This window comes from Micromonospora sp. DH13 (assembly GCF_020873825.1).
GTDB lineage: Bacteria > Actinomycetota > Actinomycetes > Mycobacteriales > Micromonosporaceae > Micromonospora > Micromonospora haikouensis.
Map to the genome: position 1 here is coordinate 114,730 of NZ_JAHWGR010000009.1, position 18,568 is coordinate 133,297.

The 18,568-nt window shown below is 76.1% G+C and carries 13 protein-coding genes; 9 read left to right on the plus strand and 4 right to left on the minus strand.

The annotated features are described in order from the left end of the window. The first annotated feature begins 151 nt into the window (after positions 1 to 151). The 5 genes from LPA42_RS11715 (at position 152) to LPA42_RS11735 (ending at position 9,997) form a co-directional block, all read left to right on the plus strand. The gene (locus LPA42_RS11715; protein ID WP_228986554.1) at positions 152 to 3,982 is read left to right on the plus strand and encodes an ATP-dependent DNA helicase; all 3,831 of its coding nucleotides are present in this window, start codon (positions 152 to 154) and stop codon (positions 3,980 to 3,982) included. A 37-nt stretch (positions 3,983 to 4,019) separates the two neighbouring features. Continuing rightward, a complete protein-coding gene (locus tag LPA42_RS11720; RefSeq protein ID WP_228986546.1) occupies positions 4,020 to 7,517 on the plus strand; it encodes an ATP-dependent DNA helicase in 3,498 nt (1,165 codons plus the stop codon). A 222-nt stretch (positions 7,518 to 7,739) separates the two neighbouring features. Then, positions 7,740 to 7,943: a cold-shock protein gene (locus tag LPA42_RS11725; RefSeq protein WP_043965813.1), complete on the plus strand. Its 204-nt coding sequence runs from the start codon at positions 7,740 to 7,742 to the stop codon at positions 7,941 to 7,943. A gap of 197 nt (positions 7,944 to 8,140) precedes the next feature. Further along, entirely contained in the window at positions 8,141 to 9,553 is a 1,413-nt protein-coding gene (locus tag LPA42_RS11730) for a DEAD/DEAH box helicase (RefSeq protein ID WP_077938420.1), read from the plus strand. 222 nt (positions 9,554 to 9,775) lie between these two features. Next, positions 9,776 to 9,997: a hypothetical protein gene (locus tag LPA42_RS11735; RefSeq protein WP_043965817.1), complete on the plus strand. Its 222-nt coding sequence runs from the start codon at positions 9,776 to 9,778 to the stop codon at positions 9,995 to 9,997. Between the two features lie 107 nt (positions 9,998 to 10,104). Here the strand turns inward: LPA42_RS11735 and LPA42_RS11740 are convergent, their stop codons facing one another. The 4 genes from LPA42_RS11740 to LPA42_RS11755 are packed head-to-tail and all read right to left on the minus strand — an operon-like array spanning position 10,105 to position 13,327. Then, a complete protein-coding gene (locus LPA42_RS11740) occupies positions 10,105 to 10,614 on the minus strand; it encodes an Rrf2 family transcriptional regulator (protein WP_077938421.1) in 510 nt (169 codons plus the stop codon). A 1-nt stretch (position 10,615) separates the two neighbouring features. Beyond that, positions 10,616 to 11,497, minus strand: coding sequence for an ABC transporter permease (locus LPA42_RS11745; protein WP_077938422.1), 882 nt, complete (start codon positions 11,495 to 11,497; stop codon positions 10,616 to 10,618). Continuing rightward, positions 11,487 to 12,266 carry an ABC transporter ATP-binding protein gene (locus LPA42_RS11750; RefSeq protein WP_043965821.1) on the minus strand — a complete coding sequence of 260 codons (780 nt, stop codon included), beginning with the start codon at positions 12,264 to 12,266 and terminating at the stop codon, positions 11,487 to 11,489. The genes LPA42_RS11745 and LPA42_RS11750 overlap by 11 nt, the downstream gene beginning before the upstream one ends. Then, on the minus strand, positions 12,263 to 13,327 hold the full coding sequence (locus tag LPA42_RS11755) for an ABC transporter substrate-binding protein (RefSeq protein WP_077938423.1): 1,065 nt from the start codon (positions 13,325 to 13,327) through the stop codon (positions 12,263 to 12,265). Before LPA42_RS11755 ends, LPA42_RS11750 begins: the two co-directional genes overlap by 4 nt. A gap of 143 nt (positions 13,328 to 13,470) precedes the next feature. On the opposite strand from LPA42_RS11755, the gene LPA42_RS11760 reads away from it, so the two are divergent. The 4 genes from LPA42_RS11760 to nudC are packed head-to-tail and all read left to right on the plus strand — an operon-like array spanning position 13,471 to position 18,194. Continuing rightward, the gene (locus tag LPA42_RS11760) at positions 13,471 to 14,550 is read left to right on the plus strand and encodes an LLM class flavin-dependent oxidoreductase (protein ID WP_077938424.1); all 1,080 of its coding nucleotides are present in this window, start codon (positions 13,471 to 13,473) and stop codon (positions 14,548 to 14,550) included. A 22-nt stretch (positions 14,551 to 14,572) separates the two neighbouring features. Beyond that, on the plus strand, positions 14,573 to 15,883 hold the full coding sequence (locus LPA42_RS11765; protein ID WP_077938425.1) for a pitrilysin family protein: 1,311 nt from the start codon (positions 14,573 to 14,575) through the stop codon (positions 15,881 to 15,883). Then, on the plus strand, positions 15,880 to 17,220 hold the full coding sequence (locus LPA42_RS11770) for a pitrilysin family protein (RefSeq protein WP_077938426.1): 1,341 nt from the start codon (positions 15,880 to 15,882) through the stop codon (positions 17,218 to 17,220). Before LPA42_RS11765 ends, LPA42_RS11770 begins: the two co-directional genes overlap by 4 nt. Then, positions 17,217 to 18,194, plus strand: coding sequence for an NAD(+) diphosphatase (gene nudC / locus LPA42_RS11775; RefSeq protein ID WP_077938427.1), 978 nt, complete (start codon positions 17,217 to 17,219; stop codon positions 18,192 to 18,194). Before LPA42_RS11770 ends, nudC begins: the two co-directional genes overlap by 4 nt. Positions 18,195 to 18,568: the final 374 nt, after the last annotated feature.

Consider the following 18,568-nt stretch of genomic DNA (forward strand, 5'->3'; position numbering starts at 1 on the left):
TCCGCCTCCTCCCGCCCCCCGCAGGGCGAGGCTGCGGAGGGAGGGGCCGGGGCCGGGGCGGGGGTGGGAGGAGGCGGAGCGGGGCGGGGAGGCCCGGGGTGGGGTGAGTGTCGGTGGGGCGTGGTGGGATGGGGGGATGCAGGCGTACCGGCTGGTGCGCCGGCCTGTCGAGGCGGCCCGGGGGGACCGCCGGTCCGACGGGGCGGCGTTGGGGGGCGGTCGGCCCGAAGGGGCGGCCGGGCGGGAGCGTCGGGCCGGCGGGCCGGGCGGCGATGGCGCGCAGGCCGACCACGGCGGGCAGACCGGTCACGGCGGGTTCGACAACGGCGCGCGGCAGGGCGTTGGCGTGCGGCCGGGCGACGACGTTCGGCAGCCCGTTGGCCTGCGGCAGCGCGTTGACCTGCGGCAGGACGTCGACGTGCGGCAAGACGATGACACACCGCCGGGCGACGGCGTGCGGGGTGGCGCGGCGGGGCTGGCGTGGGGCGACGGGTGGCGGGACGACCCGGTGCAGGCCGAGGTCGTGGCGCACACCGACGGGCCGATGCTGGTCGTCGGTGGGCCGGGCACCGGCAAGAGCAGCGTGCTGGTGGAGGCGGTCGCTGCCCGGGTGGCCGAGGGGGTCGACCCGGAGCGGGTTCTGGTGCTCACCTTCGGCCGGCGGCAGGCCACCGACCTGCGCCGCCGGATCGAGGCCCGGGTGGCCGGCGACGGGCAGCGGGCGCTGCGCGAGCCGCTGGTGCGCACCTTCCCGGCGTACGCCTATGGGCTGCTGCGCCGGGCCGCCGCCGAACGGGGCGAGCCGTCGCCGCGCCTGCTCACGGGTCCCGAGCAGGATCTGATCATCCGGGAGCTGCTGGACGTGGTCGGCGAGGAGCCCGACGACGACCCGGTCGGCTGGCCGGAGGACCTGCGGCCGGCCCTGCGCACCCGGGCGTTCGCGGCCCAGCTCCGCGACCTGCTGATGCGGGCGGCGGAGCGCGGGGTGGGCCCGGTGGAGCTGGCCCGGTTGGGCGAGCGGCTGGGTCGCGCCGACTGGCCGGCCGCCGCGCGTTTCCTGCGGGAGTACGTGGCCGTGCTCGCGCTGCGCGACGTCAGCAACCGTGGCTCGGTCGCGTACGACCCGGCGGAGCTGGTCCGGGCCGCCACCGGCCTGCTGCTCGACGACCCGGGGCTGCTGGACGCCGAGCGCCGCCGCCTCGCCCACGTCTACGTCGACGAGCTGGCCGACACCGACCCCGCCCAGCTCGACCTGCTCGCCGTGCTGGCCGGCGGCGGCAAGTCCCTGGTCGCGTTCGCCGACCCCGACTCGGCCACGTACGCGTTCCGGGGCACCGACCCGGCCGGGGTGGCCGCCTTCCCGCACCGCTTCCGCACCGCCTCCGGGGCGCCGGCCGCCCAGGTCGTGCTGACCACGTCGTACCGGGCGGGGCCGGGGCTGATCGCCGCGACCCGGCGGCTCGCCGGCCGGCTGCGTGGCCCGGCGGCCCACCGGCGGCTGCGCCCGCTGCCCGACGCCCCGCCCGGCACGGTGGAGGTGCGCACCTTCCGCTCGGCCACCAGCGAGGCCGCCTGGCTCGCCCAGGCGCTGCGCGCCGCGCACCTGCTCGACGGGGTGCCGTGGTCGCGGATGGCGGTGCTGGTGCGCTCGACGGCCCGGCAGTTGCCGGCGCTGCGCCGGGCCCTGCACACGGCCGGGGTGCCGACCGTGGTGCACGGCGAGGACCTGCCGTTGCACCTCCAGCCGGCGGTCGCCCCGCTGCTGCTCCTGCTGCGCTGCGCCCTGGAGCCGGCCCGGTTGGACGAGGAGGCGGCGGTGGCGCTGCTGCACTCGCCGCTGGGCGGGGCCGACCCGCTGGCCGAGCGGCGGCTGCGCCAGGGGCTGCGGGCGCTCGCCCTGGCGGTCGGTGACCGCCGCCCCTCCGGCGAGCTGATCGTCGACGCGCTGCGCGACCCGGAGGAGCTGTCCGGGATCGACCGGCACTGGGCGGAGCCGGCGCAGGCGGTGGCCGGGCTGCTGGCGATCGCCCGGGAGGCGGCCCAGCGGCCGGGTGCCACCGCCGAGGACGTGCTCTGGGCGGTGTGGGACGCCAGCGGCCTGGCCGAGCGCTGGGCGGGCGCGATCGCGCTCGGACGGGCGGCGACCGGGGAGCACGAGACCGCGCGGCGGTGGCGGGCCGAGGCCGCCGACCGGGATCTCGACGCCGTGCTGGTGCTCTTCGACGCGGCGGCCCGGTTCGCCGACCGGCTGCCCGGCGCGCGCACCGAGGTCTTCCTCGACCACGTGCTCGGCCAGGATCTGCCGGCCGACACCCTGGCGCCGACGGCGGACCGGGGGGAGGCCGTCCGGCTCCTCACCGCGCACGCGGCGAAGGGGCTGGAGTGGGACCTGGTCGCCGTCGCCGGGGTGCAGGAGGGCGTCTGGCCGGACCTGCGGCTGCGCGGCAGCCTGCTCGGCTCCGAGCGACTGGTGGACGTGCTCGCCGGCCGCGACGCCGGCGGGAACGACATCGGCGGGAACGACATCGGCGGGTACGACATCGGCCAGACCGGGCGGGCCGCCGGCGACGGCGGCCGCGGTGGGCAGGCTCCGGGCGACGGCGGGCGGGCGGTCCTCGTCGGGCAGACCTCCGCCCTGCTCGACGAGGAGCGCCGGCTCTTCCACGTGGCCGTGACCCGGGCCCGCCGCCGGCTGCTGGTCAGCGCGGTCGCCTCGGCCGCGGTGGGCGGCGACGACCACGAGGAGCAGCCCAGCCGGTTCCTGTACGAGCTGGACCCGACCCCGCCGCCGGGCGGCGACTCCGCCGGCCCGGCCCCCGACGGCGGCCCGGACGGCGGTGGCGACACCGGCCCTGCGACGAGCGGCGAAGCGGGGGCCACCCCTGTGGCGAGCGGCGGCCATGCGGGCGGCGAGGCGGGGGCCGGCACGCCGGCCGACGGCGGTGCGGAGCCCGGCCGGGGGAGTCTGCCGGTGGCCGGGCCGCCCCGGGCGCTGACCCTGCCGGCGTTGGTGGCGGAGCTGCGTACCGCCGTGGCCGACCCGGCCGCGCCCTACCACCGGCGCAGCGCGGCGGCGGCCGAGCTGGCCCGCCTCGCCGCCGCCGGGGTGTCCGGCGCGCACCCCGACGACTGGTGGGGGCTGCGCGGCCTCTCCGACGACCGGCCGCTGGTCGACGAGGGGGAGCCGGTGCGGGTCACCCCGTCGGGCATGGAGAGCGCTTTGCGGTGCAGCCTGCGCTGGCTGCTGGAGCGGCACGGCGGCAGCGGCCCGGCCAGCGCCGCGCAGGGGGTGGGCAACCTGGTGCACGCCGCCGCGATGCTCGCCGAGGACGCCAGCGCCGACCGGTCGGCGCTGCTGGAGTACGTGGCGGCCCGGTTCGACGCGATCGAGCTGGCCGCCCGGTGGATGGTGGGTCCCGAGCGGGAACGCGCCGAGGCGATGGTGGACAAGCTGCTGCGCTGGCTGGCGGGCAACCCGCGCCGGCTGTTGGCCATCGAGCACGAGTTCGCCGTGCGCCTGGACGATCCGCAGCGGCCCGTCGAGCTGACCGGCCGGGTCGACCGGCTGGAGGTCGACGCCGACGGCCGGCTGGTGGTGGTCGACCTGAAGACCGGCAAGTCCACCGTGGTCACCGAGCGGGAGATCGGCGAGCACCCGCAGCTCGGGGCGTACCAGGCGGCGGTCGAGGCGGGGGCGTTCGCCGAGTACGGCGACGAGTCCGGCGGGGCGGCCCTGGTACAGCTCGGCACGGGGGCGCGCGACGCCCGGGAGCAGAGCCAGCCGGCGGCGGGGCAGGGGCCGGCGGCCGGCTGGGCGACCGCGCTGGTCCGGCGCACCGCCGATACGATGGCCGCCGCCACCTTCGCCGCGGTCGCCAACTCCAAGTGCCGGGTCTGCCCGGTGCGCACGAGTTGCCCGGTGTCCGGGCAGGGGCGCCAGGTGGTCGAGCCGCCGACCCTCCGCCGGGAGCAGCCAGAGTGAGCTTGCGAGTCGCGCAGTCGCGAACTGAGGACCTCCCGTGACCCAGCCCGCCCTGTTCAGCGCCGCCACCCCGGCGCCCCGGGCCGCCGACTCCGGCCCCCGCTACACGCCGGTCGAGCTGGCGAAGCTGCTCCGGCTGCCCGCGCCCACCCGGGAGCAGGCCGCGATCATCGCCGCGCCGGTCGAGCCGCTGCTGGTGGTCGCGGGGGCCGGCTCGGGCAAGACCGAGACGATGGCCGCCCGGGTGGTCTGGCTGGTGGCCAACGCGTACGTCCGGCCGGAGCAGGTCCTCGGCCTGACGTTCACCCGCAAGGCGGCCGGCGAGCTGGCGCACCGGGTGCGTACCCGGCTCGACCAGTTGGTGCGCCGGCTGGGGCGGCGGGGCCGTGACCCGCTCGACGACCCGCTGGCCGGCGAGCCGACGGTGTCCACCTACCACTCGTACGCGGGGCGGATCGTCACCGAGCACGGGCTGCGCGCCGGGTACGAGCCGACCACCCGGCTGCTCACCGAGGCGTCCCGCTGGCAGCTCGTGGACCTGCTGGTGCGCAACTACGACGGCGACATGACCGGCGTGGACCGGATGCCCAGCACGATCACCGACGCGGTGCTGGCCCTGGCCGGCGAGCTGGACGAGCACCTGGTCGACCCGGACGCCCTGGCCGCCTGGACGGGCCGGTTCTTCGCCGACGTGCAGTCCCGCCCCGGCCGGGTCTACGCCGACGTGCGCAAAGCGCTCGCCCTGCAGCAGACCCGGCTGAAGCTGCTGCCGCTGGTCCGCGCGTACGGCCGGCGCAAGGACGACTTCGAGGCGATGGACTTCGCCGACCAGCTCGCCCGGGCGGCCCGGGTGGCCCGGGACCACCCGGCGGTCGGGGCGATCGAGCGGGACCGGTTCCGGGTGGTGCTGCTCGACGAATACCAGGACACCAGCCACGCGCAGGTGGTGCTGCTCAACGCGCTGTTCGGCGGCGGTCACCCGGTGACCGCCGTCGGCGATCCCTGCCAGTCCATCTACGGCTGGCGCGGGGCCAGCGCGGGCACCCTGGACCGCTTCCCGGCCGAGTTCGCCCGCGTCGACGGCACGCCCGCCGCCGTGCTGGGGCTCACCACGAGCTGGCGTAACCGCCCGGAGATCCTGGGGGTGGCGAACGCCCTGGCCACGCCGCTGCGGGCGGCGGGGGCCCGGGTGCCGGAGCTGCGCGCCGCGCTCAGCGTCGCCGACCCGATCGGCCACCGCACGCCGGGTGGCCTGGCCGCCGGCACCGTGCACTGCGCGCTCCTGCCGACGTACGCCGACGAGGCCGACTGGATCGCCGACAGCGTTCTCGCGGCGTGGCGGGGGGCGGCGGGGATGCCGGGCGCGCTGCCCGAGCACGTACCGGTGCCGCTGCGGCCCACCACCGCCGTGCTGGTGCGGCTGCGCAGCCAGATCCCGGCGCTGGCCACGGCGCTGCGCGCCCGGGGGCTGCCCGTCGAGGTGGTGGGGCTGGGCGGGCTGCTGGACACCCCCGAGGTGCGGGACGTGGTGTGCACCCTGCGGGTGCTGGCCGACCCGACCGACGGGGCGGCGCTGCTGCGGCTGCTCACCGGGGCGCGTTGGCGGATCGGGCCGCGCGACCTGGTGGCCCTGCACCGGCGGGCCCGGTCGATCGCCGCCCAGCGTCGCCGGCTCGCCGCCGGGGACGAGCCGGAGGTCGCCGTGGACCTGCTCGACGAGGCCACCCACGTGGAGGCGCTGGCCGACCTCGGGCCGGCCCAGGCGTACTCCGACCAGGGGTACGCGCGGCTGCGCGCGTACGGCGAGGAGCTGGCCCTGCTGCGCTACCGCCTGGACCAGACGCTGCCGGAGCTGATCGCGGACGTGGAGCGGACCATCGGCCTGGACGTGGAGGTGGCGGTGCGGGCGGGCCGGGACGGCACCGGCGACGCCGGCCTGGCCCGGGGCCACCTGGACGCCCTCGGCGACGTGGCGGCCCGGTTCAGCGGGGAGTCCCCGGCGGCGACCCTGTCGGGGTTCCTCGCCTACCTGGCCGCCGCCGAGGACGAGGAGCGCGGCCTCGCCCCGGGCGAGGTGGAGGTGGTCGACGGCGCGGTGCAGATCCTCACCGCGCACGCCGCGAAGGGCCTGGAGTGGGACGTGGTGGCGGTCGCCGGCCTGAGCCGGGGCGTCTGGCCGGGGCCGGTGCGCAACTCCGACCACTGGCTGGGCGGGCTGGGGGTGTTGCCGTTCCCGCTGCGCGGGGACGCCGACGGGCTGCCCGAGCTGGGCCTGGCCGACGCCGCCGACCAGCGCGCGGTGGCGCGGGCGCTGGCCGACTTCACCGACGCGTGGCGGGCGCACGACGAGCGGGAGGAGCGCCGCCTGGCGTACGTGGCGGTGACCCGCCCCCGGCGGCTGCTGCTCTGCTCCGGCTACTGGTGGGGCGAGGGCACGAAGCGCCCGCGCGGCCCGTCGGCGTTCCTGCGGGAGGTGTACGACGCGTGCTCCGGCGGCGGCGACGGGCTGCTGGTGGACCGGTGGGCCCCGGAGCCGGCCGGTGACGCGGTGAACCCGACCACGGAGGTGGTGCTGCGCGCCGAGTGGCCGGCCGATCCGCTGGGCGGGCGTCGTCCGGCGCTGGCCGAGGCTGCCGCGCTGGTGCGCCGCTTCCTCGCCGACCCGGACGCAGAACCGATCGCCCCGGGTGCAGGCCCGGCCGTCCCCGGCGGCGAGGCCGCCGTCCCGGGTGGACGCTCCGGCCGCGCCGGCGACGAGCGGGGGCCGGTCGTCGCCGAGGACCCGGAGGTGGCGCGCTGGCGGCGGGAGGCCGACCTGCTCCTCGCCGAGCGGGCCGAGCTGGTTGCCGGGGCGGGGGCGGTCGAGGTGGTCCTGCCCGGGCAGCTTTCCGTCACCCAGCTGGTGGCGCTGCGCCGCGACCCGGGTGAGCTGGCCCGCGCCCTGCGCCGGCCGATGCCGAGCGTGCCGAACCCGTACGCCCGGCGGGGCACCGCGTTCCACACCTGGCTGGAGCAGCGCTTCGGCGCGGACCGGCTGCTCGACGTGGACGAGCTGCCCGGGGCGGCCGATGCCGACGCCGCGCCGGACGAGGCGCTCGCGGAGTTGCAGGCGCGCTTCCTGGCCGGCGAGTGGGCGCAGCGGGTGCCGGTGGAGGTGGAGGTGCCGTTCGCCACGGTGATCGCCGGGGTGGTGGTGCGGGGCCGGATGGACGTGGTGTTCGCCCGGCCGGGCGGGCGGTTCGACGTGGTGGACTGGAAGACCGGGCGGCAGCCGGTCGGGGTGGAGGCCGAGGCGGCGGCGGTGCAGCTCGCCGTCTACCGGCTGGCCTGGGCCGAGCTGGCCGGGGTGCCGGTCGACCGGGTCGGCGCGGCCTTCCACTACGTGCGGGACGGGGTGACCGTCCGCCCGGCGGACCTGCTGGACGCCGATGGGCTCACCGCGCTGGTCGCGGGCGTGCCGGAGGCCGGCCGCGGCCACGTCGCCACGGGCGCCGACGCTCCGGCGGCCGGGGCGCGGCCAAAAATTTCCGGGTGACGGGCGACAAGATCCGTGCTAGCCTTGCTGCGTTGCAGTTATGGTTCCCAGAGACTCTGTGTGCGCCTGGCGGATTGTGGCCCCAGGCGCTCTTTGTTGTGTCCGGAGTTCTCCGGGCGGGGCGACCAGAAGCGACAGGCGATTCGCGCATCCCGCGCGGAGCGCTCCTCTTCGGGCCCGCAACAGGTGCGGGTCCGACGTTCCGTCAAGGAGACGAAACACATGGCAATTGGCACCGTCAAGTGGTTCAACGCTGACAAGGGCTTCGGCTTCATCACCCCGGACGGCGGCGGCGCCGACGTCTTCGCCCACTTCTCGGCGATCCAGACCTCCGGCTACCGGAGCCTGGACGAGAACCAGCGGGTCGAGTTCGAGATCACCCAGGGCCAGAAGGGCCCGCAGGCGGAGAACATCCGCCCGCTCTGATCTCCGGCACCCGTTCCACCCGTAACATCCGTCGCGCCCTCCGGGCGTGACGACGTGGCCGGTCCGCCCCTCGTGCGGCGGGCCGGCCACGACCCCATTCGGTTCGTGCTTGTGAGTCCGGGCGGCCCCGGCCGCCGCTCGACAGCGCCATCCCGGCGCCCTCCCTCGACACGTGCCGCGTCGAGGAAGGCTTTGCCATGACCACCGTTCTGCCCTCTTTCTCCGCCACCGGCCTGGCGCCCGCGCTGCTTGCCGAGCTGACCGCGCAGGGCATCACCGAGCCGTTCCCGATCCAGTCGGCGACGCTGCCGGATTCGCTGGCCGGCCGGGACGTGCTCGGCCGGGGCCGCACCGGCTCGGGCAAGACCCTCGCCTTCGGGCTGCCGCTGCTGCACCGCACCGCCGGCCGCCGCGCCCGCCCCGGGCGTCCGCTGGCGCTGGTGCTGGTGCCGACCCGTGAGCTGGCCCAGCAGGTGACCACCGCGCTCGCCCCGTACGCCCGGGTGCTGGGGCTGCGCGTCGCCACCGTGGTCGGCGGCCTGTCGCTGGGGCGGCAGGCGGACGCGCTGCGCGCCGGCGCCGAGGTGGTCGTGGCCACCCCCGGCCGGCTGCACGACCTGATCAACCGCGGTGACGCCCGGCTCGACCAGGTGGCCGTGACGGTGCTGGACGAGGCCGACCAGATGGCCGACATGGGCTTCCTGCCGCAGGTCACCAAGCTGCTGGAGCAGGTGGCCGGCGACGGCCAGCGGATGCTCTTCTCCGCCACCCTCGACGGCGGCGTGGACAAGCTGGTCCGCCGGTTCCTCACCGACCCGGTCTCGCACTCCGTCGACCCCGGCACGGCCACGGTCACCGCGATGACCCACCACGTGCTGCACGTCGAGGCGGAGGACAAGCCGGCCACGCTGACCCGGATCGCGGCCCGCGAGGGCCGCACCATCCTGTTCATGGGCACCAAGCACCGCGCCGACCGGCTGGCCCGCCAGCTGCTGGCCAAGGGCGTGCGGGCCGCCGCCCTGCACGGCGGCAAGTCCCAGCCGCAGCGCACCCGGATCCTGGAGCAGTTCCGCACCGGTCAGGTGACCGCGTTGGTCGCCACCGACGTGGCGGCCCGGGGCATCCACGTCGACGGCCTCGACATGGTGGTCAACGTCGACCCGCCGACCGAGGCGAAGGACTACCTGCACCGGGGTGGGCGCACGGCGCGGGCCGGCGAGTCGGGGACCGTGGTCACCCTGGTCCTGCCCGAGCAGCGCCGGGAGGTGTCCCGGCTGATGGCCACCGCCGGCATCCGGCCGCAGGCCACCCAGGTCCGCCCGGGCGAGGAGGCGGCGCTGGCCCGGGTCACCGGTGCCCGCGAGCCGTCGGGTGTGCCGGTGACCGTCGTCGCCCCGCCGCCGCAGCGGTCCGCCCCGGCGGCATCCGGCCGGGGCTCGCGGTCCGCCCGCGCCGCCCACGGCACCGCCGCGTCCGGCGGCACGCCCCGTTCCGCCGGTGCCCAGGGGGACACCCCGGCCGGCCGTGACGCGGCGGGCGGTGACGGGCGACGCACCGGGCACCGCGCGTCGGGCCGGTCGCGTCGCCCGCGTCGCCCCCGTTCCGCCTGACCCGTCGCCGCCCGGAGGGGCCGTGCCCCGGCTCCTGGCTGCCCCACTCGCCGGTCGTGGACCGCGCCCCGGTTCCTGGCTGAGTCGATAATCAGGCTACTGAGTCGGGAATCAGGCAGGCGCGGGTCCGATCGGTGACTGTCGCCCGCGCGCCTGGTGGAAGATGCTAGCCGTGGGGGAACACGGCCGGTGGGGACCGGCCTTGCTGGGGGGAGGAAGACCATGACGGGCGACGTCGAGTCGGGGGCGGCACGGGAGCTGCTGGTGGTGTTGGCGGTCGCGGGGGCGGGGCTGCTGCTCGCCACGGCGGCGGCCTTCTCGCCGTGGCATCCCACCCGCAGTGCCCGACAGCCCGCCGGGGTGGTGGGGCTGCACAATCCGGACGGGGCGGACGCGAAGCTCACCGGCGCCGTCATCGGGGTGACCGACCGGTCCGCCGGCTGAGCCCGCACCTCCGACTGCCGGGGTGCTGCTGCCGGCCGGCGACCAGCCGGCGAGCCCGTGCCGCCCAGCCCGCTGAGCCGGCACCGCCTCGCCGGTGGACCGGCCGGTCAGGCCCCGCCGACCGGGTCGGCGACGGGCGTGGCGGCGGCCCCGGCCGTCGCCACGGCCCCGTCCCGGGCGGCCGGTTCCCGGCCCTCACCGGTGAGCAGGTCGGCCAGGGTCGTCCGGTCCACCACCAGGGCGATCGCCCCGTCGACCGCCAGCCACACGTCGCGCAGTCCGGCGGCCACGCCGTGATAGCCGGCGACCTCGGCCGGCAGGCCGCGCACCGAGGTGAGCGACCCGCCGACCGCGCGGAGCACGTCTCCGACGCTGATCTCGGTGGCCGGCCGGGCCAGGGCGTAGCCGCCGTCGGTGCCCCGGTGGCTGAACAGCAGCCCGGCCCGCCGCAGGTCGAGCAGGATGCCCTGGAGGAAGCTCAGCGGGATGGCCTGACTCTCCGCCAGGGCCGCCGCCTTGGCGAGTTCGCCGCCGGGCGCGGTGCCCGGGCCGTGGGCCGTGGCGGCGACGGCCAGCATGGCCCGGAGCGCGTAGTCGCTGCGCGCGGAGACGTACACGTCACTGCCCGGCCTGGTCCAGCACGCCCCAGCGGCGGCGGATCGCCTGGTCCGCCGCCCCGAACGCGGCGTCGACCCCGAGGCCGACGACCAGGATGACGATCATCGTGGAGAGCAGCCAGGGCGCGTCGGCCAGCTCCCGGGCGTACGTCAGCTGCGCGCCGAGCGAGGTCTGCGAGATGCCCACCACGATCAGCTCGCCGGCCATCAGGCTGCGCCAGGAGAACGCCCAGCCCTGCTTCAGCCCGGCGACGATGGCGGGCAGGGCGGCCGGGGCGATGACGTACCGGTAGAGGTTGAGCCCCCGGGCGCCGAGGTTGCGCCCGGCCCGTTGCAGCAGCGGCGGCACGTAGTCCACCCCGCTGATCACCCCGTTGGCGATGGACGGGGCCGCGCCGAGCACCACGACGAAGAAGATGGCCTTCTCGCTGAGCTCGAACAGCAGGATCGCCAGCGGGAACCAGGCGATCGACGGCATGGTCTGCAACGCGGTGATCATCGAGCCGATGGCCGCCCGCAGCACCCGGAACCGGGCCACGGCGAGGCCGAGCAGCAGGCCGACGCCGACGGAGAAGACGTACCCGAGGGCGGCCCGGCGCAGGGTGGTGACCAGGCCGTCCCAGAGCTGCGGCCCGCTGGCCTGACGGACCAGCTCCTGCCAGACCGGGCCGGGCCCGGGCAGCGAGTACGGCGGCCAGATCTCCGCCCACACCACGACCTGCCAGACGGCGATGGCGATGGCGAGCGCGGCCAGCTTCGGCCAGGTGGACGCCCAGAGGGTCGCGGCCCGGGTGGTCGTCTTCTGCCGGCCGGCGATCTCCAGCGCGTCGAGCCCGGAGATCTCCGCGTCGGCGCGCGCCTCGGCGATCGTGTCACTGGCCATGGCGGCCCACCTCCGTACGGAGCCGGTCGGTGACGTCGGCGGCGATCGACGCGATCTCCGGGGAGTCGATGCGTCGGGGCCGGGGCACGTCGACCCGGGTGGAGTAGATGATCCGGCCGGGCCGGCTGGACAGCAGGATGATCCGGTCGGCGAGCCGCGCCGCCTCCCGGACGTTGTGGGTCACGAAGAGCACGGTGAGCTTGCGCTCGGCCCAGATCCGCTCCAGCTCGTCGTGCAGGATGTCCCGGGTCATCGCGTCGAGCGCGCCGAACGGCTCGTCCATCAGCAGGACCGGGGTGTCCAGGGCGAGGGTGCGGGCGAGCGCGACCCGCTGCCGCATGCCGCCGGAGAGCTGGTGCGGGCGCTTGCGGCCGAACTCGGCTAGGTGCACCGTGCGCAGCAGCTCGGCGACCCGTTCCCGGCGCTGCGCCCGGGGCAGCCGGCGCAGCTTGAGCGGCACGTCGACGTTGCCCTCGACGGTGAGCCACGGGAAGAGGGCGGACTCCTGGAACATCAGGCCGGGGTTGACCCCGTCGCCCAGCTCGATCCGCCCGCCGCTGACCTTGTCGAGGCCGGCGACCAGGTTGAGCAGGGTGCTCTTGCCGCAGCCGGAGGCGCCCACGAGGCAGACGAACTCGCCGGGCGCGACGTCGAGGGAGACCCCGTCCAGGGCGAGGACGGCGTGCTCGCCCTGCCCGTACACCTTGGTCACGCCGTGCAGCGCGACCGAGCCGGTCGCGCTGCGGGGCGTCGTCGTGGTCGACGTCATGGTTGGGTGACCTCGGGCTTGCCCTGGGTCTTCAGCACCTCGTTGAGGTACTTCAGGTCGTAGAGCCCGTCGAGGCTGACCGGCTGGGTCAGCTCGACGGCGACCGCGTGGTCCAAGCCGGCCTTCAGCGAGGAGGCGATGGGGTCGTTGGTGAACTCCAGCGTCGGCCACGCCTGCTTGATGAGCTTGACGTCCAGCGGCTTGCCGGTGATCTTGCCGATGTGGTCGGAGATGGCCTGCTGCGACTCGTCGGGCTTGGTGTTGACGAACTCGTTGGCCGCCACCTGGCCCTCGACCAGCTTCTTCACCACGTCGGGGTGGGCCTTGAGGAACTTGGTGGAGACGATCAGGTTGGTGATGACGAACTTCTTGTCCGGCCACAGGTCGCGCTCGTCGACGAGCACCTTGCCGCCGGCGTTGACCAGCCGGGAGACGAACGGCTCGGGCACCCACGCCCCGTCGATCGTCCCGCTGTTGAACGTCTCCACGGTCTGGGCGTTCTCCTGGGGGACGACCTTGACGTCGCCGCCGCCCTCCTTGGTGGCGGTGAGCCCCTTCTCTTTGAGCCAGTAGCGCAGCGCCACGTCCTGGGTGTTGCCGAGCTGCGGGGTGGCGATCTTCTTGCCCTTGAGCTGCTCGACGGAGGTGATCTCCGGCTTGACCACCAGGGCCACGCCGCCGGACGCCGCGCCGGAGATCACCCGGACCGCCTCGCCCTTGGACTTGGAGAACGCGTTGACCGTCGGGTTGGGACCGATGTACGTCGCGTCGAGCGCGCCGGAGAAGATTGCCTCGATGGCGGCCGGGCCGGCGTTGAAGGTCTTCGTCTCCAGTTTGACGTCGCTGCCGAGCTTCTCGGCGAAGATGCCCTTCTCCACCCCGACGACGGCCGGTGCGTGGGTGATGTTGGGGAAGTAGCCGAGCCGGAGCGTGACCGGGCCGGAGCCGCCCGCGGCCGCGCCGTCGTCCTCGCCGCAGGCGGCGGTGGCTCCCAGGGTCGCCGCGCCCAGCACGGCGAGGGCGGCCAGGGTCACCGTCCGACGGAGGGGTAGCCGTCTCATCGTCTGTCCAATCCGCAGTATTCCTACTTAGTTGGTAGGAAGACTGGGGCAGCGTTCCGGTGGCGTCAAGAGCCGTCCACATCGCGGGATTCGTGCTCGGGATTATTCCCGGTTTTCCTACCTTCTTGCTAGGTTTGGTCGATGTGACCTACCACTGGTTTCTCCCCACGTCCGGCGACGGGCACCAGGTCGGCGCCGCCACCGTCACCGCCGGCGCGGCCCGGCACGAGCGGGCCGCCACCGTCGGCTACCTGGCCGAGGTCGCCCGGGCCGCCGAGGCGGCCGGCTTCGCCGCGCTGCTCACCCCGGTCGGCTCCGGCTGCCCCGACCCGTGGATCGTCTGCGCCGCCGTCGCCCAGCACACCGACCGGATCGGCATGCTGGTCGCCGTGCGGACCGGGTTCGCCCTGCCCACGCTGGTCGCCGCCCAGGCCGAGGCATTCCAGGCCGTCTCCGGCGGGCGGCTCGCGCTCAACGTCGTCACCGGCGGCGACCCCGCCGAACAGCGGGCGTACGGGGACTTCCTCGACCACGACGACCGGTACGCGCGCACCGGCGAGTTCATCGACGTGCTCCGCCGCACCTGGCGCGGTACCCCGTTCGACTTCACCGGCGCGCACTATCGGATCGCCGGCGGCGGCCTGACCGCCCCGCTGACCGAGCCGCCGCCCGTCTACCTCGGCGGGGCGTCCCCGGCCGCCGAGGCGGTGGCGGCGCGGCACGCCGACGCGTACCTCATGTGGGGTGAGCCGCCGGCCGCGATCGCCGCCCGGGTGGCCCGGGTGCGGGCCCTGGCCGCCGAGCGGGGCCGCACCCTGCGCACCGGCCTGCGGCTGCACGTCATCGCCCGGCCGACCGCGGGCGAGGCGTGGGCCGAGGCGGACCGGCTGCTGGCCGGGATGAGCCCCGAGCGGATCGCCGCCGCGCAGGCCCGGTTCCACCGGATGGACTCCGTCGGCCAGGCCCGGATGGCCGCCCTGCACGGCGGGTCCGCCGACGCGCTCACCGTCGCGCCGAACCTGTGGGCCGGGATCGGCCTGGTCCGCGAGGGCGCGGGCACTGCGCTCGTCGGCAGCTACGCCGAGGTCGCGGCCAGAATCGACGAGTACGCCTCGCACGGCGTCGACGAGTTCGTGCTGTCCGGCTGGCCGCACCGGGAGGAGGCCGAGCGGGTCGGCGCGGAGGTCCTGCCCCGGGTGGCCGCCGTCGCACCCGTGGGCTGACCCGACGCGCTAGGGTCGACCCGTGGCGGCGCGGAGATCCAGAATTCCAGCGACGAAGTACCCGGTCGAGCGGTTCACCCTCGACAACGGCCTGCGGGTGGTGCTCACCCCCGACCGCAGCGCACCGGTGATCGGGGTGGCGGTCGTCTACGACGTCGGCATCCGCTCCGAGCCCGAGGGGCGCACGGGCTTCGCCCACCTCTTCGAGCACCTGATGTTCCAGGGCTCGGAGAACCTGGAGAAGCTGGCCCACTTCCGGCACGTGCAGGGCGCGGGCGGCACCTTCAACGGGTCGACCCACCACGACTACACGGACTACTACGAGACGCTGCCGAGCAACGCCCTGGAGCGGGCGCTGTTCCTGGAGGCCGACCGGATGCGCGGCCCCCGGCTGACCGAGGAGAACCTGCGCAACCAGGTCGACGTGGTCAAGGAGGAGATCCGGGTCAACGTGCTCAACCGGCCGTACGGCGGGTTCCCCTGGCTGACCCTGCCGCCGGTCATGTTCGACACGTTCCCCAACGCGCACGACGGCTACGGCTCCTTCGACGACCTGGAGTCCGCGACCGTCGACGACGCGGCCGACTTCTTCCGCCGCTACTACGCCAGCGGCAACGCCGTCCTCGCGATCAGCGGGGACGTCGACGTGGCCGAGGCCACCGGGCTGGTGCAGCGGCACTTCGGCGACGTGCCGGCCCGGCCCGCCCCCGACCGCCCCGACTTCGCCGAGCCCGACCTGACCGCCGAGCGGCGCTCGTCGTACACCGACGCCCTGGCCCCGCTGCCGGCGGTGGCCTCGGCCTGGCGGGTGCCCGATCCGATCACCGACTTCGCCGGCTACCTGCCCTACGTGGTGCTCGCCGAGGTGCTCACCGACGGCGACGCGTCCCGGCTGGTCGAGCGGCTCGTCCAGCGGGACCGCGCGGTCACCAGCCTCGGCGGGTACGTGGGCTTCATGGGCGACCCGTTCGACGTGCGCGACCCCACCGCCCTGCTGCTCCAGGCGCACCTGCCGCCCGGCGGGGACGTCGACAAGGTGCTGCGCACCGTCGACGAGGAGCTCGACCGGCTGGCCACCGACGGCCCGACCGACGGCGAGCTGGCCCGCACCCAGGCCCGGATGGCCACCCACCTGCTGCGCGACACCGACGCGGTGCTCGGCCGCGCGCTGCGGATGGCGGTGCTGGAGCAGCAGCGCGGCGAGCCGGGGCTGCTCAACGACCTGCCCCGGCTGGTCGGCGAGGTCACCGACGAGCAGGTCCGGGCCGCCGCCGCCACCCTGCGGCCGGAGCGCCGCGCGTCCATCGAGGTTGTTCCTGGGGGTGCCCGATGAGTGTGGCAGACGTGTCGCCGCGGGCGTTGCCGCCGCTCGGCCCGAACCGCAGGCTCAAGCTGCCCAAGCAGGCCGAGCGGAGGCTCGGCAACGGGCTGACCGTCATCGCGGTACGCCGCCCGGCCGTCCCCCTGGTCGAGCTGCGGCTGTGGATGCCGACGGGCCGGACCCACCTGGCCCGGGGGGCGATGCTCGCGCAGACCATGCTCTCCGGCACGCAGTCGATGACCAGCGTGCAGATCGCCGCCGAGCTGCAGGCGGTCGGCGGCGGGCTGTCGGCCGGCATCGACCCGGACCGGCTGATGCTCTCCGGCGCGGGCCTGGTCACCGGGCTGGACCGGATGCTGGAGATCCTGGCCGACGTGCTGACCGGCGCGACGTACCCGGGTCAGGAGGTCGGCACCGAGCGGGACCGGCTGGTCGACCGCATCCAGGTGGCGCAGAGCCAGCCGGCCCACCTGGCCCGCACCGCCCTGCTGCGCCGGGTCTACGGCAAGCACCCGTACGCGGTGCAGACCCCCGAGCCGGAGCAGGTGCGCGCGGTCCGGCCGGCGGCGCTGCGCCGGCTGCACGCCGAGCGGGTGCACCCGGCCGACGCGGTGCTGGTGCTGGTCGGCGACGTGCAGCCCGAGCGGGCCCTGGACGCCGCCGAGAAGGCCCTCGCCGCCTGGAACGGCGCTGGCCACACCGCCGAGCTGCCGCCCGCCCCGCCGCTGGAGCCGGGCCCGCTGCTGCTGGTCGACCGGCCCGGGTCGGTGCAGTCGTCGCTGCGCATCGCCCTGCCGGCGGTGCCCCGCACCCACCCCGACCACGCCGCGCTGCAACTGGCCAACCTGCTCTTCGGCGGCTACTTCTCCTCCCGCTGGGTGGAGAACATCCGGGAGGACAAGGGCTACACGTACGGGCCGCACTCGCTGGTCGAGCACTCGGTGGCCGGGTCGGTGCTGGTCGCCGGTGCCGAGGTGGCCACCGAGGTGACCGGGCCGGCGCTGCTGGAGACGACGTACGAGCTGGGCCGCCTCGCCACGCTCCCGCCGAAGCCGGACGAGCTGGAGCAGGCCCGCCAGTACGCCCTCGGCACCCTCCAGCTCGGCATGTCCACCCAGGCCGGGCTGGCGTCGCTGACCAGCGCGTACGCGGGCAGCGGGCTGCGCCTGGAGTTCCTCGCCGAGCACGCCGCCCGGCTGGCGAAGGCCACGGTCGACGACGTGGCCGAGGTGGCCCAGCGCTACCTGGCCCCGGCCCGGGCGGTCACCGTGGTGCTCGGCGACGCCGAGCGGGTCGCCCCCGCGTTGTCGGCCCTCGCCCCCGTCCGCACCGAGCCGGTCCGGCCGTGACCGCCGGGGGCGGGCCGGCCCGGGGCGGGGGCGGGGAGACTGCCCCGCCGCTGGCCCGGTCCACCCTGGACCGGGCCGCGCACCGGCGCACCGACCCGCAGTGGCTGGCCGAGGCGTGGGAGCGGGCCCGGGTCCTGGTGCTCGACTCCGCCGCCGACGGCCGGGCCCTGGTCCGCGCCGACGCGTCCCCGCCGGAGCTGGTGCTGCTCGGCTCGGGCGAGCTGCCCGAGGTGCCCCGCTCCGTGCCGATGTTCCTCGGCGTCGAGCCCGACGGCGCGCCCGTGTTCGCGGTGGACTCGCCGCTGCCGGAGCTGCCGGGCACCCGGGCCGTGGGCCTGCGGGAGGTCGGGCACCTGCTGTTGGACCGCGACGCCGGCATCTTCACCGCCGCGCTGGCGCTGACCAACTGGCACGCCCGGCACGGCTACTCCTCGGTCACCGGCCAGCCGACCCGGGTCGACGAGGCCGGCTGGTCCCGCGTCGACGAGACCGGCGACCGGGTCTGGCCGCGCACCGACCCGGCGATGATCGCGCTGGTGCACGACGGGGTGGCCGGGCCCGAGGGCACCTGCCTGCTCGGCAGCAACGCGGCCTGGCCGCGCACCGGGGGCGGCCTCCGCTTCTCCTGCTTCGCCGGCTACGTGGAGCCCGGCGAGTCGGCCGAGGACGCCGTCGTGCGCGAGGTCCACGAGGAGGTCGGCGTCGCGGTCGGGACCATCACGTACGCGGGCAGCCAGTCCTGGCCGTTTCCCGGCTCGCTGATGCTGGGCTTCGTCGCCCTGGCCGACCCGGCGCAGCCGGTGCGCGTGGACCCGACGGAGATCGCGTACGCCCGCTGGTTCAGCCGCCGGGAGATCGGCGCGGCGCTGGCCGGGCGGCCGGTGGCCGTCGACGGCGGCGAGCACCTGCTCCTGCCCCCGCCCTCGTCGATCGCGCTCTTCCTGATCCACCGCTGGCTCGACGGCCACTGCTGACACCGGCGCGGCTCGGCTCGTGCTCGCGGCGACCTGGCGGCGACGGCCGCGGCCGCGGCGGGTGCGGCGGGTGCCTGACGCGCGGCCCGCAGGGGCGGCTCGCCGTCACCCTGAGTTCGCAGAATTCGCCCGCGTGGCCCCGGCGGCAACCCTGCGCTCCGCCCCCTTTGCTCTGCACCCGGATCCGCAACGGTTGCCGAAAGTAGTGGAACCATCTGGCCGCCGCCGGCCACCCTCTTGCAAAGTCACTGCTCACCACGGGTGCTGCGTGGGCGGGTGCAGAGCAAAGGGAGCGCGGGATGTGTGGCGGGGCCGAGAGGCATGACGGAGGGTGAGATCGGCCAGAGCCCGGGAGCGCCTCGGCCGTCAGTGCG